Raw genomic sequence first — 23,274 nt, 5'->3', positions numbered from 1 at the left:
AAATGGCTTCACCGACCGTTGCAGCAAACGCCTACGCCGCGCTTTCACGCATCATGGAAACCGGCGGCGCCGAGAAGGGCGGCCAATCCACCGGCGGCCCGTCCTTCAGCGCGCTGCTCAAGGACGCGGTGGGAAGCGTGCTGGATGCCGGCAAGAAGTCAGACGCCCAGACCATGGCGATGACCGCGGGCAAAGCCAACGTCATGGACGTGGTGACCGCGGTGGCGGAGACCGACGTCGCCGTCTCGACGCTGGTATCGGTGCGCGACCGGGTGATTCAGTCCTACGAAGACATCATGAAGATGCCGATCTGATTGATGCTGTCATTCCGGGGCGCGGAGCGAACCCGGAATCTCGAGGTAGTTCGATGCTTCGCATCGCCCCGGAACGACGTAGCAAGTGAAGAGCGAGAAACGACAATGACCGGTGCCGAAACCCTCGACGTGGCGCGCGATGCGATCTGGACCATCGTGGTGGTGTCGTCGCCCTTGATGGTGATTGGCCTGGTGGTGGGCGTCGTGGTGTCGCTGTTCCAGGCGCTGACGCAGATTCAGGAACAGACGCTGATCTTCGTGCCGAAGATCCTCGCAATCTTTGTCACGCTGCTGCTTGCCCTGCCGTTCATGGCCGATTCGATGCACAGTCACATGATGCGGATATCGTCGCGAATCATAGGCGGTTGATGCATTGTGAATAAATGCGCGTCGACATATCGCTGCTGCCGGCCCTTGCCGCCACCTTCATGCTGGTGTTCGCCCGCGTGGGGGCCATGGTGATGCTGTTGCCGGGGTTGGGCGAGAGCAATATCCCGGTGCGCGTCAAGCTCGGCATTGCATTGCTGTTGACATTGATCATCCTGCCGCTGCACCGCACTGCTTACCAGGTCGACCTGACCTCGATGACGGCGATCGGGGTGCTGCTTGTGCACGAGATCGCCATCGGCATCGTGCTCGGCGCCACGGCGCGCGTGACGCTGGCGGCGCTTGCGGTGGCAGGCTCGGTAATCGCCCAGCAACTCGGTCTCGGCTTCGTCACCGCCGTCGATCCGACGCAAGGGCAGCAGGGCGTGCTGATCGGCAACTTCCTCTCCATTCTCGGCGTGACGCTGCTGTTTGCGACCGATACCCATCACCTCGTTATTGCGGCGCTGAACGAGAGCTACCGGATCTTCTCGCCGGGCGAGCTGATGCCGAGCGGTGACGTGGCGGCGCTTGCCACGCGCGCCTTCGCGACCGCCTTCAAGATCGGCATACAGCTCTCCGCGCCGTTCCTGGTGTTCGGTCTCGTCTTCAATATCGGCCTCGGCGTGCTGGCGCGGCTGATGCCGGCGATGCAGGTCTATTTCGTCGGCGTGCCGCTGTCGATCATGGTGGGCTTTCTGATCTTCGCCCTTGTCCTCACCGGAATGATGGCGACTTATCTCAACTACTTCATCGGCGTGATGCACGAATTGACGCCGCTGAAATAGAGCATGGTCCGGAAAAGTGGGGGCCGGTTTTCCCTCGCGACAAACGCGGAACGCGTTTGCGCGGAGATCATGCTCAAACAAAATGCTAGGACGCCGCGATGGCCGACGATACCGACGACAAAACAGAAGACCCTACGCAAAAACGTCTCGACGATGCGCTGGCCAAGGGCGACGTTGCCAAGAGCCAGGAGGTCAACACCTGGTTCATCATCGCAGGCGGCACGCTGATATTATCGACGTTCGCGGGATCGATCGGCGGCGGCATTCTGATGCCGTTGCGCAACCTGATCGCCAATGCGGGCCAGCTTCGCGCCGACGGCGCGGCGCTGCTCGCGCTCGGCAACACGCTGGGTTACGCCGTGCTCGGCGCGATCGGCGTGCCGCTGCTGATGCTGGCGCTTGCCGCGATCGCCGGCAACATGATCCAGCATCGGCTGGTGTGGTCGTCGGAATCGCTCAAACCGAAATTCAGCAAGGTATCGCCCGGCGCGGGACTGAAACGCATCTTCGGCAAGCAGGCGGTGGCGAATTTCGCCAAGGGCCTGTTCAAGCTGATCGCGCTCGGCGCCGTCATGATGGCCGTGCTGTGGCCCGAGCGCGATCGCCTGGAATCGTTCATGATGTTCGACCCTTCGGCGATCCTCGGCGTCACCACCAATCTGACGCTGCAGTTGATGGGCGCAGTGGTGGCGATGCTGGCGGCAGTCGCGATCGCCGATTACTTCTTCCAGTACCGGCAGTGGTTCGAGCGCCAGAAGATGTCGCTGCAGGAGATCAAGGACGAGTTCAAGCAGTCCGAAGGCGACCCCCACATCAAGGGCAAGATCCGGCAGTTGCGCCAGCAGCGCATGAAGAAGCGCATGATGGCCGCCGTGCCCAACGCCAGCGTGATCATCACCAACCCGACCCACTATTCGGTGGCGCTGTCCTACGATCGCGGCATGTCGGCACCAGTCTGCGTCGCCAAGGGCGTCGACAACATCGCGCTCAAGATCCGGGAGATCGCCAAGAAGCACGACATACCGATCGTGGAGAATGTGCCGTTGGCGCGTGCGCTTTATGCCACCGTCGATATCGACGAGGAGATTCCGGTCGAGCACTATCACGCGGTGGCCGAGATCATCGGCTATGTCATGCGCCTCAAGAACGGGTTTGCTAACCGAGGAATGTGAGGGGAACCGCTGGAAAAAAGCCTTGAAATGCCTTCAACCTGTCAAATAACCGCCTGATGGACTTGCGCTTGCAGGTCCGATTCAGGCACTCAGGAGCGGCGCGCGACCCTGCGCGTCACCTCCTTGCCGACGGGCAGTGCCTCTTCAGATGACCGCCGAAACCGACAGCCATCCGCCCACCGAGCCCTTCGCGGCCCACGAGCCGGCGCGGCGGGGCGGTAGCATCGTGCTGGTATTGCTGGTGGCCGCCGGCATCATCGCGGTGGCGGTGGCTCTGATGACCATCGGCCGCGCCCAGGCTCAGCCTTATATTCTCGGCGTGCTGGCCCTTTTGGCCATGGTCGGCCTGTTCAATCTGTTCGCCTTTGCCGCCGGTATCATTCGCTTCACCGACCGCGGGGCCGACGATCCGGTGATGGGCCGCATCGCCGATCATGCCTATGACGGGCTGGCGGTGACCGACCCCAAAGGCCATGTGGTCTATTCCAACGCCGCCTATCTGGCGCTGACCGGAGCTGCCACCGCGCAGGACGTGCGGCCGGTCGAGCGCGTCTTCATCGGCAATCCCGACGTCTCCGAAGCCGTGTTCCGCCTGCTCAAGGCCGCCCGTGAAGGCAAGCGGCAGCAGGAGGAGGTCCGCATCGCCGGCTCTGACGGCGCGCAGGGCCGCTGGCTCCGGATGCGGGTTCGTCCGCTTGGCCAGAGCAAGCGCGAAGCAAAATACGCGGTGTGGTCGATCGCCGACATCACGCGGGACCGCGAGCGTCAGGAAGATGTGTTCCGGGAACTGCAGCACGCGATCGAATATCTCGATCATGCGCCATGCGGCTTCTTTTCGGTCGATCCGGCCGGCGACGTCATCTATGTCAACGCCACGCTGGCGAACTGGCTCGATTACGATCTCGCCGAGATTGGATCCGGCGGGTTGAAGCTGACCGATATCGTCTCCGGCGATGGCGCCTCGCTCCTGACCTCGATCGTAGCGGTACCCGGCGAGGTCAAAACCGAGGTGTTCGATATCGACCTGCGCATGCGCGGCGGCAAGACTATGCCGGTGCGGCTCTACCACAAGCTCGCCTTCGGCGCCGACGGCTCGCCGGGTTCGTCGCGCACGCTCGTGATCAGCCGCACGCGCGACGAGCATTCCGACCCCGAACGTGCCGCCGAAGTCCGCTTCATGCGGTTCTTCGATCATACGCCGATGGCGATAGCGACCGTCGATCGCGGCGGCACGGTGGTGCGCGCCAACGCCCGCTTCGCCAAGCTCGCGCAAAGCCTGAGCTCGGACGGCGCCGCCAACAAGTCGATCTTCCGCACTGTGAATGCACGCGACCGCGGCCTTTTGATCGCGGCGATCAACCAGGCGGCCGAAGGGCAGGGCGACATCGCACCCGTCGAGGCCATGCTCGACGGCGCCAGGGAACGCTGGGGCCAGTTCTTCGTCACCGCGGTCGAGGAGGACGAGCGCGATACCGAAGCCGCCATCGTCTATCTGCTCGAGACCACCGAGCGCCGCACGCTGGAAAACCAGATCAATCAGTCGCAGAAGATGGACATGGTCGGCCAGCTCGCCGGCGGCATCGCGCACGACTTCAACAACGTGCTGTCAGCCATCATGATGGCGAACGATTTCCTCTTGAACGCGCATAAGCCGACCGATCCGTCGTTCCAGGACATCATGCAGATCAAGCAGAACGCGACACGCGCGGCGACGCTGGTGCGGCAACTGCTTGCGTTCTCGCGCCGCCAGACGTTGCGGCCGCAGGTGCTCGACCTCGGCGATGCGCTTTCCGACCTCACCATGCTGCTGCGCCGCCTGATCGGCGAGAAGGTCAAGCTCGATCTCGTGCACGGTCGCGATCTCTGGCCGGTCAAGGTCGACGTCTCGCAGTTCGAACAGGTGGTCGTCAATCTCGCGGTCAATGCGCGCGATGCGATGCCTGATGGCGGCAAACTGACGGTAAGGACCGCCAACGTGACGGTGGACGAAGCTGCGCAGCTTTCGCACAAGGGCATGCCGGCCGCCGATTACGTGCGGATTGACATTTCCGATACCGGCACCGGAATCCCGGCCGATATCGTCGACAAGATCTTCGAGCCGTTCTTCTCGACCAAGGAGGTCGGGAAGGGCACTGGGCTCGGTCTCTCCACGGTGTACGGCATCGTCAAGCAGACCGGGGGCTTCGTCTATGTCGACTCCACGCCTGGCGAAGGCACCACGTTCCGCATCTTCCTGCCGCGTCATCGTCCCGAGCTGGAAGCGCAGCCGGAGGCGCCCGCCGCCACTGGGGCGGCCAGGGAAGGGGCGGCCGAGCCGCCGAAGCCGCGGCCCGACCTGACCGGGCAGGGCACCATCCTGCTGGTGGAAGACGAGGACGGCTTGCGATCGCTGAATGCGCGCGGCCTGCGTTCGCGCGGCTACAGCGTGATCGAGGCCTCTAACGGCATAGAGGCGATGGAGGCGCTGGACGAAAAGGACGGAGCGGTGGATCTGGTCGTTTCCGACGTCGTGATGCCGGAAATGGACGGTCCGACGCTGCTGCGCGAAATGCGCAAGCGCAATCCGAATTTGAAGATCATCTTCGTCTCAGGTTACGCTGAAGAGGCTTTCGACAAGAGCTTGCCGGAGAACGAACAATTCGCTTTCCTGCCAAAGCCGTTTGCGCTTTCCGCGCTGGTCGAGAAGGTCAAGGAGACGATGACGGCGTCGTGAGGTTGGCTCACCGGTTCACGCTTTCCAGGCGGCTTTGAGCGATCTTGGGCGCCCGTTCGTCAAACCGGCGTGAGCCTTTTCGGCTTTATCGTCACATCCCCGCGACCGAGGGCCGCAGCCATGCGTCCCTATAGCGGCTTCACTTTTGGGCCGGTCTGCCCATCTTAGGGGCACTTCCCCATGTCGGGGAAAGAGGAAAAAGACATGAATTTCACGCAGACTGCGCGCGGAATTGTACGGGCGATGGCCATTGTCCTGTCCGTGGCGGTTCCCCTGGCGATCACAATCGATGCGGCTGACGCTCGCGTTGGCGGCGGCGGCAGCTCCGGTTCGCGGGGATCCAAGACCTATTCGGCGCCCCCGAGCACGACCACCGCTCCGGGTACGGCGCAACCCATGAACCGCACCTTTACCCAGCCGGGCACCCCCGCAGCGGGCAATCCGGCCGCGGGCGCAGCCAACAAGGGCGGCTTCTTCAACCGGCCCGGCATGGGCATGCTCGGCGGCCTTGCCGCTGGCTTCCTCGGCGCCGGCCTGCTCGGCATGCTGTTCGGCGGCGGATTGTTCTCCGGCCTCGGCGGCCTGTCCTCGATCATCGGCCTGCTGCTGCAGATCGCGCTGATCGTGATCGTGGTGCGTCTGGCGATGTCGTGGTGGCAGCGCCGCCATACGCCGGCGTCCGCCTATGCCAACGGGCCTGCCGCCAGTGGGCCTGCTGAAGGTCCCGGTGCCCAGACCAGCTTCCGCTCCGGACTGGGTGGCTTTGGGCTGGGTTCGAGCCAGCCGGCGCTGGAAATCCAGCCGGCCGACTATGAAGCCTTCGAGCGGCTGCTCGGCGAGGTTCAGGCCGCCTGGTCGAACGAGGATGTCGCCAAACTGCATACGCTGGCGACGCCCGAGATGGTGTCCTACTTCTCCAAGGATCTCGAGGAGAACAAGGCCCGCAACGACGTCAACAAGGTGTCCGACGTCAAGCTCTTGCAGGGTGACCTCGCGGAAGCCTGGCGCGAAGGCGAAACCGACTACGCCAGCGTGGCGATGCGGTTCTCGCTGGTCGACAAGACCCTTGAGCGCACCACCGGCCGTTTGGTCGCGGGCAGCGAAACCCCGATCGAGGCCACCGAAGTCTGGACCTTCGCCCGCCGCCGCGGCGGCGACTGGGAACTCTCGGCGATCCAGCAGACGAGCTGATCGCCTGCACCACACCGAAGAAGGCGCTGCGGTTTGTTCCGCAGCGCCTTTTTCTTTGTCCTGGCGAAGCTGATTGTGTGTCCTGGACGCGGTGCGACGTTCTTCACGTTGCACCGCAGAGCCGGGACCTCGCGCAACTTTTGGGTCCCGGCTCTGCGTCTCGTCACTTCGTGCCGCGCCGCGTCCGGGCGATACGACTTCCGATCTCATTCCTTTCACGATGCTCGCGCCGGAATATTCGCTATCGCAGCGGGTTCATGACATCGAACGAAAAGCCACAGGGAGAAACCCAGATGAAGAATCTTGCCAGCATCGTTGCGCAGACCTGCATGACGGTTGCCGTTATGTGGGTCATCCCTGCAGCGCCTGCGCCTGCGCAATCCGCCAATACCAGCTTCTTCGTGACCAGCAACGGCATCGGCAATGGCGGCAATCTCGGCGGACTTGCCGGCGCCGACAATCATTGCCAGACGCTGGCGCAGGCCGCCGGTGCCGGTGGCAAGACCTGGCGCGGCTATCTCTCAACGCAAGGCGCCGACGGTGCGCCCGCGGTGAACGCGCGCGACCGTATCGGCAAGGGACCGTGGCAGAACGCCAAGGGCACTGTGATTGCCAAGGATGTCGCCGAACTGCACGCCGCCAACGGCCTCACCAAGCAGACCGCCTTGAGCGAAAAAGGCGAGGTCATCAATGGCCGCGGCGATACGCCCAATCGCCACGACGTGCTGACGGGATCGCAGCCGGATGGCACCGCATTTACCGCCGGCGAAGATCGCACCTGCAGGAACTGGACGAGTTCGACGCAAGGCGCAGCCATGGTCGGACATTCCGATCGCGTGGGACTGCGCGACGACGACGCCTCGAAATCCTGGAATTCGTCGCATCCCTCGCGCGGGCCCGATGGCGGCTGTTCGCAGGCCGACCTGAAGAGCACCGGCGGCGACGGGCTGTTCTATTGCTTCGCGGCGAATTGACGGGCGGTCGGTCTTGCGCTCGCCCGGCGAGTGACACAAACAGAATCGACCAATCGAAGTCCTTCGCACGAACGTGCGTCCAATGACAGTTCCGCAACATCGATATGCTTCCTGCCCTCTCGATGTCACGGAACCCGTGCAACCTATTTTCTTGCTCGTGCAGTCCGGCTGTCGATCGCGGAACTCCAGAGTGTTTGACGAGTTGCCAATCGGAATCCGGAGGCCTTGAATGAAACGAGTCCTTGTCGCGTTGGCTTTTACCGTCTTGGCAACGCAGCTGGCGCTGGCTGGCAACACATCGTCGAACTCCAGCTCTAACTCGTCGAATGGCGTGCACACCCGCGTCGACACAATCACTACCGACGACGGCCGCGGACGGACATTTTATCAGCGGCGCAGCGTCCGCATCGACGCTGATCGCGGACGACCGACATACAAGCGCTACGGCGTTCGCGAAGGCTACGGCCCTGTGCGCCGCTGGCACCGTGACGATGATGATGATTGAAGCCATTTGCGGCCGATCCGGTACCTGACGAGGAGGGCGGCGCTCGGGTCGACAAATTTCCCGGGCGCTCGGCGCTGAAGCCCGTTAATTTTCAAGTTATCAAGGCCGCCCCAGAGGCGGCGTTTTAATTGCGCCGCTCTCGAAAGCATTCCTGTCCAGTCCAGTTCCGCAGCGTCTGGCGTGACGAACGAATGGCGGGATGATTTGTTGGGCCTGTCAATCCGGATCTAGGAGGCGCCTTCGATGCATTACGAGCTTTATTACTGGCCGACCATTCAGGGCCGCGGCGAATATGTGCGTCTCGCGCTGGAAGAGGCGGGTGCCGGCTATACCGACGTGGCGCGCCACGGCAACGGCATGGCGGCGATGACGCGCATGATGGAAGTCGGGAAGGGAACGCCGCCTTTCGCGCCGCCGTTCCTGAAAGCCGGGAAGCTCGTGATCGGGCAGACGGCCAACATCCTGCTCTATCTCGGATCACGGCATGGGCTGGCGCCGAAGACGGAAGCCGGCAGATTATGGGTGCACCAACTGCAGCTCACGATTGCGGATCTGGTGCTGGAAGTTCACGACACCCACCATCCGCTTGGTCCCTCGCTCTACTACGAGGAGCAGAAGGCCCCGGCGAAGAAACGCACCGATGAGTTCTGGAAGGCGCGCGTGCCGAAATATCTCGGCTATTTCGAAGATCTGCTGCAGGCCAATGGCGGGACATATGTCACCGGCCGCCGCCTGACCTATGTCGACCTGTCGCTGTTTCAGATTGTCGAAGGCCTTCGCTATGCATTTCCGAACCGGATGAAGGCATTTGAACCGGAGATTCCCGGCTTGATCGAGCTTCGCGACAGGGTGGCAGCGAGGCCGAACATCAAGGCGTATCTGGCGAGCGATCGAAGGATTGAATTCAACGAGGACGGGATTTTCCGGAGGTACAAGGTGCTGGATGGTTGAAGCCGTCGTTCCGGGATGGTGCGCTAGCACCAGACCTCAGATGCGCAATTGCGCATCGGGGAAGCCCTAGATTCTCAGGGGCGCAAGGGCGCCCCATAGTTCGATGCTACGCACCGCCCCGCAATGACCGCTCCGCCGTCACATGTTCCTGCCATCCACCGGTGTCATCTTCAACTTCGACAGCTCGATGCCGTCGAAGCAGCTCACATTGACCGCCACCACGTCAGTGCCGTCGGGCTTCTTGCCGCGTGCGAAGACGTCGACGCCGCAATCGACGCAGAGCTGGTGGTGGATCGCATGCTTGTTGAACAGATACTCTTTCAGATTTTCCTCGCCGGCACGGAGATGAAAACTCTTCGGGTCGAGGAAGGTGAAATGCAGCCCCTTCTTGGTGCAGATCGAGCAGTTGCAGGCGGTCACCATCGCCAGATCGGTGGTGCATTCGAAGCGTACCTGCCCGCAATGGCAGCCGCCGGTATAGGTCTTGCTGTCGGGCATCTCTCCGTCATCCTCCTCACCAAATTCCAGGCACCAGACGATAGCGCACGCGGGCGGCGTAGTCAGCATAGCCGGGAAGCCCTTCGACCAATGCGCGCTCCTCGATGCGGGCGCGAATGGCGAACAGCACGGCGAATACCGGCGCGAACGCCACACCCCACCACGATCCGAGGAGCAGCGGTATTCCGATGAAGTACAGCATGACAGCGCTGTACATGGGATGGCGGATGAAGGCGTAGGGTCCGCTCGAGATCACGCGTTGGTGGCGCGCTGCCTGCACCTTCACGACCGGAGCGGCGAACGAATTTTCGCGGAACACCCACATGATGAACGCGATCGAGAGCAAGAACATCGCAAGGCCGAGCGCCTGCAGCAGCAGCGGAACATCGGAGGCATCGGCCCGCCGGTCGAGGCCGATCGCGACGAGCCACATCAGCAGCGTCGCGACAAATACCAGCATGAATATCTTGTCGGCGGTGGGCTGTTCGGCCTGAAATTTTGGCCGCATGCGCTCGGCGAGCAGCGCCGGATCGGTCTTGGCAAGCCACAATCCGCAGGCAGGGCCGAGGATCGCGCTGACGATCAACATCACCCACGCCCCCGGCCAGTCCAGCGAACCGGCCGCGGCGAACAATAGCGCGCCCATGCCGACGACGACGATTGTGTTCTGCAGCAGAAGTTTTGCGATCATGCGCGGGCTCCGTTGGCCCCACGCGCAACAGGATCGCGCATTTTTTCGGCAAACTTGCGGCGCTGAGGTGAGGAAGGGTACCCGCTTCCTTCGCCTGTCATACCCATCCAGTACGCCGCGGCCTATCGGCTCAAGGCGACGTGTCTGGAATACTGGTTCACCCGCTGGAGCCTGTCATCGGGCGGCGCTACGCGCCGACCCGTTGGCGGGTGACGAAAACCGGATGATTGGCTCAAGCCAGTTGGTCGATCCGCGTTCCCTGACCCGGCGGTAGGGGGGCGACCAGCGTCGGCTGCGGCGTGCGGGTGCCGTCGGCGGCAGCGCCGTTCTGCACGTCGGGGGTCTTGTCGGGAGCCTTGAACACGGGGACTTCGGGCGGTCTGACCACCACCGTTGCGGGGACAGCAGAAACACTCATCGGAAGCATCCTTTTGGCTGGCCTCCTACACTGGCCGGGTTGAAACGAACGGTTGGTGAATCCGGCCCGGCAATCCCGCGCCAATGCCGTCAATCCCGTTCAATGGTGAACAGACGGCTCGCGGAATTGTTAGAATGCAACGGATCGGGAGCGCCGCGCTATTCGTCCTTGCCGCGGGTCACCGCGATCGAGGCTTCGGTCTTGGTGCGCGTGCATTCCATGTTGAGCCGGCGGAAGCGCATGGAAACCTTGTCGCCGCGCAGGATGCCCATGCGCTTGATGCAGCGCGAGGAGCCGGTCGCAACGTCGGGCTTCGGAATCGTGAAAATGATGGCGCCGGCGGAGGCGACCAGCTCGAAGAATTGCGGCTTCGGCTTGCGGTCCGTCTTGGCGTAGAGCTCGTTGGAGTAATTGCGGCCGCGGCAGCCGAGCGACAGCTCCTTCGCCGCCGGATGCGTCAGATAGATCATGTTGCCGGTATTGACGCTGATCTTGAGGCCGTCGATCTGGTTCTTCAATTCCTTGGCGATATCGTCGCAGCGGTCGGCCTGCGCCGGCGATGCAGCGGCCGTGGCGACCAGCGCCGCGGCAAGCAGGATCGGTCGTCGAAGGTGTGGTCCCAAAGCCATTATGAATGCCCCCATGCACCATTGAAGCCCGGATTTCCTGCAAGGAGCGCGGGCGGAAGTCAATCCGATCTTGCGAGTGTCAGAACCCGTAGAGGAAAATGCCGATGCCGAAGGCGATCACCGAGGCCACGCCGTACAGCGTTGGAATGCTGACCAGCATAGTGGCCAGTCCCAGCCGCTCGCCGCGTGCGGCAAGCGCGATAGCGCAGGCGGCCATCAGCGGAAACGCGATGATTCGGACCGGCGTCTCGAAGGCGGAGACGCCACGGAAATCCAAGCCGTGCCGCACCACTGAGGGCATGAAATTCAGCCAGGTCATGAGCACGAGCGCGCCAAGCGCGAGGATGGCGTAACGCAGCCTTCCGATGGTTGCAAACCCCAGCGCCGCCAACGCCAGCACCGGATGGCTTGCAATATACGTCTTGATGATCGCACCGCCGACGCCAGGGCTAGGAACTTGCGACATGTCGCCGAACAGGACCGGCGCGTGCGAGAGCCCGTCGAAAGCTTCGATCGCGGCAATGATGATAAGAAACAGATACAGCCCAAGCAGCCGCGGGGGACGGATCGGAACGGAAGCCGTGTCGGGCACTGTGGTGGCGGAGTTCATTACCATCGCAATCGGTTGGGGAGTATCGAAAGTCTCGGTTTGTCTGGAGATGGCTGGGAACGGTTCAATCGCCGATTGGCGGCCGAAAATTGCCCAGCTTCGGCCTCGTCTGCCGGGCCGGCAGAACCTTCCTTTTGGTCGAAAAATGCTTAGAACGGGTCTATCGTCGCGGCGCCGCTCTGGCTGCCGCCGGCTCCAACCCCGAGATACCAGCATGAACGCCCCGACCGCTTTTCCCGACCAGAAACCCGTTCCGCCCTACAAGCATACGCCGCTGTTTCCGCTAGGGCCGGACACCACGCCCTACAAGAAGATCACGACCGAGGGCGTGCGGGTCGAGAAGGTGCTCGGCAAGGACATGCTGGTGGTGTCGCGCGAGGCGCTGCGGGCGCTGTCGGAGGCTGCCTTCGGCGATATCAACCACTATCTGCGGCCCGGCCACCTGAAGCAGCTCCGCTCGATACTGGAAGACAAGGAGGCCAGCGACAACGACAAGTTCGTCGCCTTCGACTTCCTGAAGAACGCCAACATCGCCGCCGGCGGCGTGCTGCCGATGTGCCAGGATACAGGCACCGCGATCATCATGGGCAAGAAGGGCTGCAACGTCATCACTGATGGCGACGACGAGGCGGCGCTCTCGGAAGGTGCGCGTGACGCTTACTTGCGCCGCAACCTGCGCTATTCGCAGGTGGCTCCCTTGTCGATGTATGAGGAAAAGAACACCGCCAACAACATGCCGGCGCAGTGCGAGATCTACGCCGAGGGTGACGATGCCTACAAGTTCATGTTCATGGCCAAGGGTGGCGGTTCCGCCAACAAGAGCTTTCTGTTTCAGGCGACGCCCTCCGTTCTGACCAAAGATCGTCTGCTGGCGTTTCTGAAGGAGAAGGTGCTCACGCTCGGCACCGCGGCCTGTCCGCCGTATCACCTCGCCATCGTCATCGGCGGTACCTCGGCCGAGCTGTGCATGAAGACGGTGAAGCTCGCGTCCGCGCGCTATCTCGATGCGCTGCCGACGCACGGCTCGGCCGACGGCAACGCGTTCCGCGATATCGAAATGGAGCAGGAAATCCTGAAGATGACGCAGTCGCTCGGCGTCGGCGCGCAGTTCGGCGGCAAATATTTCTGCCACGACGTGCGCGTGATCCGGATGCCGCGCCACGGCGCCTCGCTCCCGATCGGGCTCGGCGTCTCCTGTTCGGCCGACCGCCAGGTGCTCGGCAAGATCACCAAGGATGGCGTCTACCTCGAGGAGCTCGAGCACAACCCGGCGCAGTATCTGCCCGCGGTCGAGCAGTCGCTCGGCGGCGAGGTCGTCAAGATCGACCTCAACCAGCCGATGAAGGAGATTTTGGCGACGCTGTCGAATTATCCGATCAAGACGCGGGTCTCGATGACCGGCACCATGATCGTCGCGCGCGATTCCGCGCACGCCAAATTGCGCGAGCGGCTGGAGAAGGGTGAGCCGCTGCCGGACTATTTCAAGAACCATCCGGTGTATTACGCCGGCCCCGCCAAGACGCCGGACGGTTACCCGCACGGCGCGTTCGGCCCGACCACAGCGGGACGGATGGATTCCTTCGTCGACCAGTTCCAGGCGGCGGGCGGTTCGATGGTGATGGTCGCCAAGGGCAACCGCGCGGTCGCGGTGCGCGAGGCCTGCAAGAAGCACGGCGGTTTCTATCTCGGTTCGATCGGCGGAGCTGCGGCAAATCTCGCCGAGCACTGCATCAAGAAGGTCGAGGTGGTGGAATATCCCGAACTCGGCATGGAAGCGATCTGGCGCATCGAAGTGGTGGATTTCCCGGCCTTCATCATCATCGACGACAAGGGCAACGACTTCTTCAAGGAATTGAATTTGGGCTAACCTCTTCGCGTTCAGCGTGAAATGTGAGCGAGGACGCGATGATCGAGTGGTTCGACGACCTGAAGATTGGGATGCGCTTCAAGAGTGAGGCGGCGACGGTGTCGAAGGAGGACATCATCCGCTTCGCCAAAGAGTACGATCCGCAGCCGTTTCATCTCGATGAGGAGGCGGCCAAGAAGTCCATTCTCGGGGGCCTCGCCGCTTCCGGATGGCAGACGGCGGCGATCGCCATGCGGCTCGCCGCGAGCGCGCGCCCGTTCGGGCCGCATCCGCTGTTCGGCGCCGGCGTCGACGATCTGCGCTGGCTGAAGCCGGTGCGGCCCGGCGACACCATTTTTCTCGAAGGGGAGGTGGTGGAATTGGCAGCGTCGCGCACGAAGCCGCAAGGCATCGCCCGGGTCGAGTGGACCGCCTACAACCAGCATGGCGAAGCGGTCTATACCTTCAATCCGATTGCAATCGTGCCCCGCCGGCCGAGGTGAGCAAGAGGTCGGGCTGCAGGGCGCTTGGCCTCGACGGGTTCAGCAAAGGCTGGGTCGCCGTTCTCCTCGACGGTGACGTGCAGGAAATCTCTTTTCATCGCGACATCACGGACGCGCTGTCGCGTTCTTGCGACAGAGCGGGGATCGATATCCCGATCGGGATGAGCGATCACGGCGAACGCTGCTGCGACCTGCTGGCTCGCGCAAAATTGCGGCCGCACGCGTCGCGCGTCTTTGCCGGCGCTCGCCGCTGGCTGTGGTCCGAGTTCAGCGATCCCAATGATGCCAACCGGGAGGCGCAGCGGCGCGGGCAGAAGCGGGTGTCCCGCCAGCTCTGGCATCTGGGTGCGAAGATCATGGAGGTCGACGCGTTCGTGCGCGCGAATCCATCTCGCGATATTCGCGAGGTGCATCCCGAACTGGTGTTTCTGCGATTGAACGACAACGAGCCCTTGCCGTCGAAGAAATCCGCCGGGGGAGTTGCGCTGCGCCGCGCGCTGCTCAAGCAATCAGGCTTTCGGCAGATCGATCGCTGGCTGACCGATGAACGTGGCGGTGCAAAGCCTGACGATGTGCTGGATGCCTGCGCGGTTGCGATTGCGGCCCGCGAGCCTGCGGGCAGCCTCCCCGAGGGGGCGCCGCCCGTTGATGCGCACGGCTTGCCGATGCGGATCTGGTTTTAGGGGGAGAACCTACGCCCGCGACCCCGTGAACGGGAAGCTGCCCATCGGGCCAATGCCCATTTCGCCGGACATGGTGTCGCCGGAAACCTTGCCGGTGAAGGCAAGCGTGAGCGGCATCGGGTTGGTGATGGAGATCTTCCAGGCGACGTCATCGCCGTCGACGGTGCCGTCAAAAATTTCGCCGGAATTGCCGTCCGCGCCTTGCGTGCCCGTCAGCGCGCCGCCCGCGCTTTGCAGCGACAGCGTTGCCTTGCGCTCGCCCATCGGCGTGCTCATGGTGATATTCCAGTTTCCGTCCACGGCCATCTTTGTCTCCCCGACATTTCCACGGCAAGCCGAAATGGCCTGCGAGATCCGCTAAACTCGAGCGCGGTATAGCCTATCTCGCCACACAAGCCCAATCGTCTCAAGCGCCTTTTGACGCGTATTTTCAGGCTTGCTGGGCGGCGGTGCGAAGCCGGCTGCCGACCAAAATACGAAACGCGACGTATTGAATTGCAAAGACGGCAATCTTGGCGCCGACCAGCACCACGGTCACATAGAACGTCCACAGCTTCATGTCGCCGGTCATCGCGATACCGATCGTGCCGGCGGCGAGTGTGAAGCACAGTGCGGCCCAAGCGTAACCCGCGAAAGTGACATATTCGGGAATGGTCTGGGTCACGATGGAGGGCATGTAGCGCAACATCCAGCCGCGCTTGAGCATGATGACGCCGATCGCGAAATGCCCAATTGCGGGTTTCGCCAACACGAAGCGTGGGTCGCGGGTCAGAAGCGTCGCGCTGCCGAGCACGATGACGAGCCCAAGGCTGGCCCATGTCATGTAGCCGAGTTCCTTGCCCTTGATGCGGGAGTAGATCACCTGCGCAATTGCGCCAGCGATCGCGACGGCAGTCGCCAGCAGCACGTTGTCAGTCGTCAGGTAGATCGCGATGAACAGGATGGTGGAGAAAAAATCGGCGCCCAGTCTGGCGAATACGTCCTTCATCGTCTTGCTCTCTGCTGATCGTGTTTCGGTTGGAAGTCTGCTTCAGTTGATCCCGGGAAGGGCGTTTGCAGGCGGCTTACCATGCTTCGCCTTGCGATATTGCGGATACCATGCCGTGAAGTAGAGGGCGCTGTTGCGGGCGGCGAACGCGATCGCAAGTCCCGACCAGAGCGGCAGACCCGGGACATAGATCGGCAGCACGTTGCCGATAATCATCAGGACAAACGCGGCGTTCCAGGCCCAGGTGATGAGGTAGACGGTTTTCAGAAAACCGGGCTGCTTGGCCGTTTCGGCATCGACCTCCTCAAGTGCATATTGCAGGACGAACGGCTTGCGGATGATTAGCGAAACCAGCGAGATCGCGAGCACGCCGACGTCTACCGTCAGCTTGACGGCCGAATGGCTGAGGTTCGGATCGACCAAGGAGATGTATGCGCCGAGCGCGGCAAATACGACGACCGAGCCCGCGCCGAGCATCTTGACCGAGCGGCCGCGATAAAAGTCGATGCCGATGACGGCAAGGCAGATTGCGGCCGCAACGAAGAGGCTGATCTCGGCCGAGGTCACCAGCATCAGCAGGGCGAACGAGCCGAACGGGGCGAGGACTAGGAAGATGGTCATGACGGCCTCTAGGAAGCTAATCTTTACATCGTAAAGATACCGTAGGGTTGGGCGTCGGGGCCGTCAAGAAAAATCTTTACAGTGTCTAAATTTGACGACGCGACGATATGTGATTGTCTTTGCAACGGTTTGCGGGCGCTTCAGGCGCCCAATGTCGCGACCGAGAGAAACATGAGGGCACAGGCGAGTAGCAAAACGAGCGTGATCGTGATGCCGCCGATTCGGCCGACGCTTGCAACGCAGGGCGCGACAACGTCGCGCCCTGGCATCGCGGAGGCTATAGCGCGCTTAGGCCGCGGCAACCCAATTGCCGTGGATGCCGTCGGGGACACGATGTCCGAGCTTCACCAGTGCCACCGGTCCGGCGTCGACATCGGTGGCATTGAATACCGCGAGGTCGCTGCGGTTTTCGCGGGCTCGCCAGACCACCGACATCAGCCAGCCGTCACCCTCGCTGGCGTCATCGCCGCGTGGAACGAACACTGCTTCCGAGATCGTATCGCCGGCGGGCAGCAGGTACTGGCCAAGCCGCGATCCATTGCCGTCGACATGTACCAAGCCCGACAATCCGGCTGAAGTCGGCAGGTCGGGATTGGCGCAGGCGTACCATCCATGCCGGTTGGCTGAACCGACGCTTCGATCGCAGACGCGGGGGAATTCGCCGGTAATGTCGTCGAGCCAGGTTTGCGTGAAGCGATCGGTATTGCCTGCGAGATCGAAGGTCCAGCGGCACAGCCGGGCGCGCGACTTGGCGGGATTGGTGGGCGTGCCGTCGGGATGGGTGAACAACGGCGGCTCCTCGTACTGCATGACGTCGGCAATGATGCGGTCGCCGTCCTCCCACGCGTTCATGACGTGAAAAACGTAGCAGCACTCGGCGCGAAACCAGACGATGTCCTTGGCGGAGCCGTCGCGCTTCATGACGCCGACATAGGCGCCCTTGTCCGGCTCCCAAGCATAGGGCGGCCGGCCAGTCATGGCGCGCTCGATGCTGCCGGTGAGCGGCAGGATCGGAAACAGCAGATGATTTTTGGTGACGATGAAGTCGTGCACCATGCTCGCATAGGGGGCCTCGAAGCGATCAAAGCGCGTTACTACGCCGGCGGCATTGACGGAGCCGAAGGAGAGGGCGGGGGTGAGGGGGCCTGCGGCGTTGTAGCCGAAGAACACCATCTCGCCGGTAACGGGATCGATCTTGGGATGCGCCGTGAACGGTCCAGAGATGCCTCTGCCATAATCGCAATAGCCGAGCCGGTTGAGGGTGCCAGGCTCGATCTCGGTCGGCAAATGGCCTTCCTCAAGGGCCAGCAGGCGGCCGCCATGAAAGATGATGTTGGTATTGGCGACGCCGCCGTCTTGCGTAACCGAGGCAGGCGTACCCGGCAGCCTGCGGCCGAAGCCGCCGAACAGCGCACGGCCGGCGTCGTGCTCGGCCAGCCATTTCGGGGTGCGGACCCAGCGATTGCGATAGCTGGCGCGGCCGTTCTCCAGATGGAAGGCGTGGAGCATGCCGTCGCCGACGAACCAGTGGGCGTCGGGCGCGTCGAATTGCGGGTTGGGGCCGTTGCGATACAGAGTGCCGTTGAGCTCGCGCGGCAATTCGCCTGATACCTTGAGATGTGCCGCGTCGCATTCCATCGGGATCGGCGCCAGATTGTCCCCCGTCGCATTGGTTGTCGCCAATTGGTCGAGCATCACACGTTTCCTCCGGTTACATCTTTACATCGTAAAGATATCAGTAGGCGCGCCGCCAATGGTCGTCAAGCAAAATCTTTACAGTGTAAAAATTGTGGTTATAACGATTCGCATGGCAAGATTATCGAGAGCAACCAAAACGAACCGCCCGGCCGCGAAGCGCAGGCCCGCGAAGACTGTAGCCGAAAGGCCGGCCAGCCGGCGGCGTCGTCCGGCCGGCGAGACGCCTTATCATCACGGCGATCTGCACGACGCCTTGCTCGCCGCGGCGGAGCGGGTGCTGGAACGCGACGGGCTGTCGGGCCTGACGCTGCGGGCGGTTGCGCGCGAGGCCGGCGTGTCGCATGCGGCACCGACCCATCATTTCGGCGATCTCACCGGGCTCCTGAGCGAACTTGCGGCCATCGGATTTCGGCGCTTCAACGAGGCGATGATCGCGGCGAGCAACACCGAAACGCTCCCGCTCATGAAGGCGTTAGCGCGCGCCAAGGCCTATGTCGCCTATGCGCAGGCGCGCCCCGGCATGTACGGGCTGATGTTCCGTACCGAGCGGCTCGACATGACACGGCCCTCGCTGCACGAGGCGGCGACCGCCTCCTTCGAGGGACTGGCCACCGCGGTGAGCCTCAGCCGTAACGAAAAGCTCACCGGCGAAGCGCTGGAGACTTTGTCGCTCGACCATGCTGCCGCGATTGCGCGCGCGTGGTCGCTGGTGCACGGCTTCACCACGCTGCTGCTTGATGGAAGGCTCAAGGACATCCTGCATCGGCTGCCCGAGGGGACCGGCGTCGATCAGCTTCTGGATGCAATGCTGCGTTCGACAGTGCCACGACCGCCGGGGGCATAAGACGGCGGCCGCTCTGCGGGAGTTCGCAGGCGGGATGAAGCTGCGCTGCAGTTGCGGCTGGCGTCCCGCTCAGCAACCTCTGCAAATCTTGGTTTGCCGTGCGAGCCTTGCGTCGGCTTCCGCGTCTTCGTTGGGCTGCCGTGTCCAATCGTCGTAGCGCGCTCTGGCGTCCGATCCGGTTGACCTGTCCCTGGAAGACGCTTCGTTCAGCGGGCCCAGAATGATCTCGCTGTTGCGCGCCGTCCTCCGCTTTGGCTTGGCCACCCCGGCTTGTTCGCCATCTGCGGTCGGCGGTTCACCCAACCCGTCCCAGGCAATCGGCGCGCCCGCGGTCTGCGTCGAGCAGCCAGTTCCGGAGGCGCAGCAGCCGGAGAGGGCGATGCCGGCGATGAGGAGTGCCAAGAGTTTTATGTGCATCGCTGCCCCGGGTAATGCCGTGAAATAATTAGGTTTGACAAGGTTCAAGCACTCAAGCCTGAAGCTTTGACGTTAATGCGGCAAGAAAGTGCCAGACTGCGTCTACCATCACCGCTTTGCCAATTCCACCGCGCGGCCGCGCTCGCCAATCACCTTCACTTCGTCCTTGCCGCACTTGAAATCACGCGCAAATTCGTCCGCGGCCTGGCGCGCGAGCTCGTTGGCATTGCGGTTGGCCTGGCCGTCGATATGGGCGACGTGGCAGACCGGCCCGGGCGGCAGCCGCGTCACCGCGAGCATCGGTTTCGTGATCGGGCTTCCGGTCTGGTCCAGGTCATTGTTATCGGCGATCAGCCAGCGCTGAATGATCGCGAACGGCCTGCCATCGACCGCCCGCCATTCTACGGTGTGGCCGGTCGAATTGAAGGGGCCGAACCAGGCCTCCGCGGCCGGCTCCTTGGCGGCGACCTCGCGGTTTCGCCCCACTGAGACGGTTTCACGCAGATCGCCCTCGCTGATCAGTACCACCAACCCCGATTTGCCGGGGCAGACCTGCGTCGTGCTGCCCTCGGATTCGGGCTTGCCGACCGTTTGGCAGTCCTTTGGAGCGGTCGATGTGTAGCTGCTGCTGAAAGTTTGGGCGTTCGCCGGCGACATCAGACCGGGCAACAGGGCTGCGGCCAATGCGATCAATTGTGGGGAACGTTTCATCCTGCCACTCATTTGCTCTGGAACCTCGAAGATCAGACATGCGCAATCTGGGGAAGGTTCACGGAAACGCCGCGAAATACCTGACATTCGGTTGGAATCGTCCTAGAAGGGCGGCTTCAATTCCTCGTTTTTCGAGCGCGCAGTTATCCAATCGTCATGCCCTCCATTCCTTCGAATAAACCCTATCGCGTCGGCCGCTCTCGCACCGGACTTGGCCTTTTCGCCACCAAGCCGATCAAGAAGGGCACTAAGATTATCCGCTATTTCGGGCCGCTTCTTGATTCGAAGAAGAAAGAAGAAGACGCGATCGAGAATAAATATTTGTTCGAACTGAACAACCGCTGGACCATCGACGGCTCGGTGCGCAAGAACATCGCCCGCTATATCAACCATTCCTGCAGGCCAAACGCGGAGTCCGATGTCAAACCCCGTAAACGCAAGGTGTTCATCCGCGCTATCAAGAACATCGAGCCGGGCGAGGAGATCAACTACGATTACGGTACCGATTACTTCAAAGCCTATCTGAAGCCGATCGGCTGCAAATGCGCAGCCTGCGAGAAGAAGCGCGCAAAGAAGCGCGCCGAAGCGCGCGCCGAGAGAGCGCGGCTGAAGGCGAAGGCCGAGCGGAAGGCGCTGAAGCAGGCGGAAAAGTTGGCCAAGGCCGACGCGAAGCTGAAGGATAAATTGAAGGCGAAGGCTGAGCGGAAGTCGAAGAAGAAGCTCAAGCTGAACGGCCATTCGGCCAATGGCATGTCACTGAATGGGTCATCACTGAACGTCAACAGCCGTGTCAGAGCGTCCGGCAAGAAATCGGCTGCCAGGAAACAGCCGGTTTCCGCGCCGGCGCCGACCCTCCAGGCATAGGGCTGCTTTGCGCGGATTGAATCGGAGCAAGGCTCTTGCCCTTCGTTTCGACGCGCTTCTTCAGGAGGCGCCGGGGCTCACTTAGCTAACGCGAAAATGATCCCGAAGCATCTGCCTTCACGAACGCCAAGTTTGTCCAGGTGATGCCGGCGGCGAGATTTCTCTCCTGGTGGGATCCAGAAGCCACATTCAAGACACAGCGCAAGCCGTGCGCCTGCGCGAGCCCGATAGTCTCCTCGGCGGGGATTTCAAACATCCGCCGCGCGGGCGGCACGGGCCCATGCCGGATCGTCATAGTGATAGTGCCGCCTGACCCAATCAGCGAGGCCAGATTCGGCATCGCATATTGACGCTGGGTCTGGTCGAGATGCATCCACACCGCGGTCAGCATCACGAGATCAAACGTCTCGTCGCGTGCCCGCAGGCGGACCAGGTCGGGCAGGCTGTCGTCGAGCCATTCGATCAGCGGAGAGGGATGCAGCGCCATCGCGGGGATACGCAGGGCATCGGTAGGCTCTACGGCGATAACACGATGTCCGAAGCTTGCGAGCCAGGCCGCGTCCCGTCCAGTTCCTGAACCGATATCGAGCACGCGGGCCGGGGCTTTGGGTATCAGATGCAGGACATGGCGGTGATTTTCAGCCGCCGGAATGCTTTCGTAGCGCTGGAACAACTGTTCCGCTTCGCTGGCATATCCTTCCGTGCCGCTGACTTGTGCTGATGTCATCTGTTTCCTGCACAGCTTTCTGAGCGTGCGGCGGTTCACCTGCCAGGCTTGCGCACCGATTTCGGCAACGGCGAATCGCCGAAGTCGACCGCCGATTGTTGAAGGATAGTGCCTGTTTCGTCGACTACGACGCGAAAACGCCGGTGCTCGGAGAAGAAAGTCAGGCGGTGCCGGCCGGAATCGGCATCGACCCCGCGCTCGGCAAGGCTCGTGATCCTGCCCGCGCGCATCTCCTCCTGCAGCAGGGACGGCGCGAGGCCGAGGCCTTCGGCGATGATGGACGCATCGATCTGCACGATGCCATTCTCGAACTCGATCGGTTTCATGTTCAGGTCCTGATGCTTCGGTAGAGGCCTCACGCGGTCAACGGACTGCGTCTGGGCTGCGCGGGGTAGGCGCATTCCGCCAGCGTCGTGGCGTCGAGCTCGCGCATGAAGGCCTCGCGCGCGGCAGCGAGCCTCGCCTTTAGCCGGCAGCGCGGCTTCAGCACGCAACTGCCGCCATCCTCACGAAAACATTCGACCAGCGGCGGCCCTTCCAGCGCGCGCACCACCTCGCCAATGGTGATCGACTGGGCCGGGCGGGCCAGCATGAAGCCGCCGCCGGCGCCGCGCTGGGTCGAAATGAAGCCGCTGTCGGCGAGGTCGCGCACCACCTTGGCCAGATGGTTGCGGGAAATGCCGAACTCGGACGCAATTTCATTGGTGGCGAAGGAACGGTCGGGGTCGCCCGCCAGCCGCATCAGCGCGCGCAACGCAAAATCTGTGAACGACGTCAGGCGCATGGGGTCCCTCTCAAAAGATCTGCTTGCAAATCATCTATAGCCCGTCTAAATAGGTATTTGAAATACCGATTTAAGGGCAGGCGGAATGGAAGCGATCTTGGCAGGGCCGGAGCGGCGCGAACGGCTCATGGCCGAAATCATGGAGCGGACGGGCATCGACGAAGCGATGATCGAGCGCCTGGTGCGCGGCTTCTACGCCAAGGTCCGCGAGGACGCGGTGCTGGGGCCGATCTTCGATACGCGCATCAAGGATTGGGAGCCGCATCTGAAGCAGATGTGCGCATTCTGGTCATCCGTCGCGCTGATGACCGGCCGCTATCACGGCACGCCAATGGCGAAACATCTGCCATTGCCGGTCGATGCCGCGCATTTCGACCGCTGGCTCGCACTGTTCGAGATCACCGCGCGCGAGATCTGCCCGCCGGAGGCGGACGCGCATTTTGTGGAACGGGCGCGGCGGATTGCGGCGAGCCTCGAGCTTGGTATCGCCGGCGCCAATGGCGTCATGCTCGCAAACGGTGAAAGATTTCGACGCAATCAGGCAGGAGCAGTGTGATGGCTTATCGAGCACATATCGTGACGAACAAGGAGCAGGCCAACCCGTATTCGGGCAGCAGCCTGGTGCCGATGCTGGTCATCGGGCTGGTGCTGACTTTTGCCGGAATGATTGCGGCGGTGGTGTTGAGCTGACGCGCTCGCGCGTCATCCCGGGGCGATGCGAAGCATCGAATACGGTGCGCAATTGCGCACCTGAGGATCTCGAGATTC

The 23,274-nt window shown here is 62.5% G+C and carries 29 protein-coding genes; 16 read left to right on the top strand and 13 right to left on the bottom strand.

The window, feature by feature from the left end; genetic code table 11:
* Positions 1-2: 2 nt before the first annotated feature.
* From fliE to KJQ96_RS00170, 9 genes are all read left to right on the top strand, one after another.
* Positions 3-314 carry a flagellar hook-basal body complex protein FliE gene (fliE, locus tag KJQ96_RS00210; RefSeq protein ID WP_213284714.1) on the top strand — a complete coding sequence of 104 codons (312 nt, stop codon included), beginning with the start codon at positions 3-5 and terminating at the stop codon, positions 312-314.
* Between the two features lie 105 nt (positions 315-419).
* Entirely contained in the window at positions 420-683 is a 264-nt protein-coding gene (gene fliQ, locus KJQ96_RS00205; RefSeq protein WP_057855657.1) for a flagellar biosynthesis protein FliQ, read from the top strand.
* Positions 684-697: 14 nt separating this feature from the next.
* Positions 698-1,468, top strand: coding sequence for a flagellar biosynthetic protein FliR (gene fliR / locus KJQ96_RS00200; protein WP_213284713.1), 771 nt, complete (start codon positions 698-700; stop codon positions 1,466-1,468).
* A gap of 98 nt (positions 1,469-1,566) precedes the next feature.
* Positions 1,567-2,640, top strand: coding sequence for a flagellar biosynthesis protein FlhB (flhB, locus tag KJQ96_RS00195; protein WP_213284712.1), 1,074 nt, complete (start codon positions 1,567-1,569; stop codon positions 2,638-2,640).
* A 148-nt stretch (positions 2,641-2,788) separates the two neighbouring features.
* Positions 2,789-5,353 (top strand): cell cycle histidine kinase CckA, encoded by a 2,565-nt coding sequence (gene cckA / locus KJQ96_RS00190; RefSeq protein ID WP_213284711.1) that lies wholly within the window; start codon positions 2,789-2,791, stop codon positions 5,351-5,353.
* Positions 5,354-5,557: 204 nt separating this feature from the next.
* Entirely contained in the window at positions 5,558-6,544 is a 987-nt protein-coding gene (locus KJQ96_RS00185) for a Tim44-like domain-containing protein (protein WP_375293124.1), read from the top strand.
* 329 nt (positions 6,545-6,873) lie between these two features.
* A complete protein-coding gene (locus tag KJQ96_RS00180; RefSeq protein ID WP_249733618.1) occupies positions 6,874-7,518 on the top strand; it encodes a lectin in 645 nt (214 codons plus the stop codon).
* Between the two features lie 229 nt (positions 7,519-7,747).
* Complete coding sequence (locus tag KJQ96_RS00175; RefSeq protein WP_213284708.1) at positions 7,748-8,023, top strand: hypothetical protein; 276 nt, start codon at positions 7,748-7,750, stop codon at positions 8,021-8,023.
* A 243-nt stretch (positions 8,024-8,266) separates the two neighbouring features.
* Positions 8,267-8,974, top strand: coding sequence for a glutathione S-transferase (locus KJQ96_RS00170; RefSeq protein ID WP_213284707.1), 708 nt, complete (start codon positions 8,267-8,269; stop codon positions 8,972-8,974).
* A 138-nt stretch (positions 8,975-9,112) separates the two neighbouring features.
* Here the strand turns inward: KJQ96_RS00170 and KJQ96_RS00165 are convergent, their stop codons facing one another.
* The 5 genes from KJQ96_RS00165 to KJQ96_RS00145 form a co-directional block, all read right to left on the bottom strand.
* On the bottom strand, positions 9,113-9,472 hold the full coding sequence (locus KJQ96_RS00165; RefSeq protein WP_028348664.1) for a GFA family protein: 360 nt from the start codon (positions 9,470-9,472) through the stop codon (positions 9,113-9,115).
* Positions 9,473-9,488: 16 nt separating this feature from the next.
* Positions 9,489-10,163, bottom strand: a complete 675-nt coding sequence (locus KJQ96_RS00160) for an isoprenylcysteine carboxylmethyltransferase family protein (protein WP_213284706.1) — start codon at positions 10,161-10,163, stop codon at positions 9,489-9,491.
* 232 nt (positions 10,164-10,395) lie between these two features.
* A complete protein-coding gene (locus KJQ96_RS00155; protein ID WP_213284705.1) occupies positions 10,396-10,581 on the bottom strand; it encodes a hypothetical protein in 186 nt (61 codons plus the stop codon).
* Between the two features lie 158 nt (positions 10,582-10,739).
* Positions 10,740-11,210 (bottom strand): hypothetical protein, encoded by a 471-nt coding sequence (locus tag KJQ96_RS00150; protein ID WP_213284704.1) that lies wholly within the window; start codon positions 11,208-11,210, stop codon positions 10,740-10,742.
* 79 nt (positions 11,211-11,289) lie between these two features.
* Positions 11,290-11,820, bottom strand: coding sequence for a hypothetical protein (locus KJQ96_RS00145; RefSeq protein ID WP_213284703.1), 531 nt, complete (start codon positions 11,818-11,820; stop codon positions 11,290-11,292).
* Between the two features lie 214 nt (positions 11,821-12,034).
* On the opposite strand from KJQ96_RS00145, the gene KJQ96_RS00140 reads away from it, so the two are divergent.
* The 3 genes from KJQ96_RS00140 to KJQ96_RS00130 are packed head-to-tail and all read left to right on the top strand — an operon-like array spanning position 12,035 to position 14,852.
* On the top strand, positions 12,035-13,687 hold the full coding sequence (locus KJQ96_RS00140) for a fumarate hydratase (protein ID WP_213284702.1): 1,653 nt from the start codon (positions 12,035-12,037) through the stop codon (positions 13,685-13,687).
* A gap of 38 nt (positions 13,688-13,725) precedes the next feature.
* Positions 13,726-14,169, top strand: coding sequence for a MaoC family dehydratase (locus KJQ96_RS00135; RefSeq protein ID WP_213284701.1), 444 nt, complete (start codon positions 13,726-13,728; stop codon positions 14,167-14,169).
* On the top strand, positions 14,166-14,852 hold the full coding sequence (locus KJQ96_RS00130; RefSeq protein ID WP_213284700.1) for a DUF429 domain-containing protein: 687 nt from the start codon (positions 14,166-14,168) through the stop codon (positions 14,850-14,852). Before KJQ96_RS00135 ends, KJQ96_RS00130 begins: the two co-directional genes overlap by 4 nt.
* A 9-nt stretch (positions 14,853-14,861) precedes the next feature.
* On the opposite strand, the gene KJQ96_RS00125 is transcribed toward KJQ96_RS00130, so the two are convergent.
* The 4 genes from KJQ96_RS00125 to KJQ96_RS00110 all read right to left on the bottom strand — a co-directional run bounded on the left by KJQ96_RS00125 (position 14,862) and on the right by KJQ96_RS00110 (position 18,156).
* A complete protein-coding gene (locus tag KJQ96_RS00125) occupies positions 14,862-15,158 on the bottom strand; it encodes a hypothetical protein (protein WP_028348671.1) in 297 nt (98 codons plus the stop codon).
* A gap of 124 nt (positions 15,159-15,282) precedes the next feature.
* Positions 15,283-15,840 (bottom strand): inner membrane-spanning protein YciB, encoded by a 558-nt coding sequence (locus KJQ96_RS00120; RefSeq protein WP_213284699.1) that lies wholly within the window; start codon positions 15,838-15,840, stop codon positions 15,283-15,285.
* A gap of 42 nt (positions 15,841-15,882) precedes the next feature.
* Positions 15,883-16,461 (bottom strand): hypothetical protein, encoded by a 579-nt coding sequence (locus tag KJQ96_RS00115; protein WP_213284698.1) that lies wholly within the window; start codon positions 16,459-16,461, stop codon positions 15,883-15,885.
* Positions 16,462-16,749: 288 nt separating this feature from the next.
* On the bottom strand, positions 16,750-18,156 hold the full coding sequence (locus tag KJQ96_RS00110) for a carotenoid oxygenase family protein (protein WP_213284697.1): 1,407 nt from the start codon (positions 18,154-18,156) through the stop codon (positions 16,750-16,752).
* A 112-nt stretch (positions 18,157-18,268) separates the two neighbouring features.
* Between KJQ96_RS00110 and KJQ96_RS00105 the strand changes: the two genes are divergently transcribed.
* Positions 18,269-19,003, top strand: coding sequence for a TetR/AcrR family transcriptional regulator (locus KJQ96_RS00105; RefSeq protein WP_213284696.1), 735 nt, complete (start codon positions 18,269-18,271; stop codon positions 19,001-19,003).
* Positions 19,004-19,528: 525 nt separating this feature from the next.
* On the opposite strand, the gene KJQ96_RS00100 is transcribed toward KJQ96_RS00105, so the two are convergent.
* Positions 19,529-20,131 (bottom strand): hypothetical protein, encoded by a 603-nt coding sequence (locus KJQ96_RS00100; protein ID WP_213284695.1) that lies wholly within the window; start codon positions 20,129-20,131, stop codon positions 19,529-19,531.
* Between the two features lie 156 nt (positions 20,132-20,287).
* Here KJQ96_RS00100 and KJQ96_RS00095 point away from each other — a divergent pair, with 156 nt between their 5' ends.
* Positions 20,288-20,995, top strand: a complete 708-nt coding sequence (locus KJQ96_RS00095) for an SET domain-containing protein (RefSeq protein ID WP_213284694.1) — start codon at positions 20,288-20,290, stop codon at positions 20,993-20,995.
* Between the two features lie 85 nt (positions 20,996-21,080).
* Here the strand turns inward: KJQ96_RS00095 and KJQ96_RS00090 are convergent, their stop codons facing one another.
* From KJQ96_RS00090 to KJQ96_RS00080, 3 genes are read right to left on the bottom strand one after another with little or no spacing between them, the layout of a single operon-like run.
* The gene (locus tag KJQ96_RS00090) at positions 21,081-21,761 is read right to left on the bottom strand and encodes a class I SAM-dependent methyltransferase (protein ID WP_309142342.1); all 681 of its coding nucleotides are present in this window, start codon (positions 21,759-21,761) and stop codon (positions 21,081-21,083) included.
* A complete protein-coding gene (locus KJQ96_RS00085; protein ID WP_213284693.1) occupies positions 21,758-22,048 on the bottom strand; it encodes a DUF6522 family protein in 291 nt (96 codons plus the stop codon). The genes KJQ96_RS00090 and KJQ96_RS00085 overlap by 4 nt, the downstream gene beginning before the upstream one ends.
* A gap of 29 nt (positions 22,049-22,077) precedes the next feature.
* On the bottom strand, positions 22,078-22,506 hold the full coding sequence (locus tag KJQ96_RS00080; RefSeq protein WP_213284692.1) for an Rrf2 family transcriptional regulator: 429 nt from the start codon (positions 22,504-22,506) through the stop codon (positions 22,078-22,080).
* A gap of 85 nt (positions 22,507-22,591) precedes the next feature.
* On the opposite strand from KJQ96_RS00080, the gene KJQ96_RS00075 reads away from it, so the two are divergent.
* Positions 22,592-23,062, top strand: coding sequence for a group III truncated hemoglobin (locus tag KJQ96_RS00075; protein ID WP_213284691.1), 471 nt, complete (start codon positions 22,592-22,594; stop codon positions 23,060-23,062).
* Positions 23,062-23,196, top strand: a complete 135-nt coding sequence (locus KJQ96_RS41320) for a hypothetical protein (protein WP_256441590.1) — start codon at positions 23,062-23,064, stop codon at positions 23,194-23,196. The genes KJQ96_RS00075 and KJQ96_RS41320 overlap by 1 nt, the downstream gene beginning before the upstream one ends.
* Positions 23,197-23,274: the final 78 nt, after the last annotated feature.

It is taken from the genome of Bradyrhizobium sp. sGM-13 (assembly GCF_018398875.1).
Lineage (GTDB): Bacteria > Pseudomonadota > Alphaproteobacteria > Rhizobiales > Xanthobacteraceae > Bradyrhizobium.
Note: the sequence above shows the minus strand (reverse complement) of the source record. Positions and strands in the feature narration are given on the sequence as shown.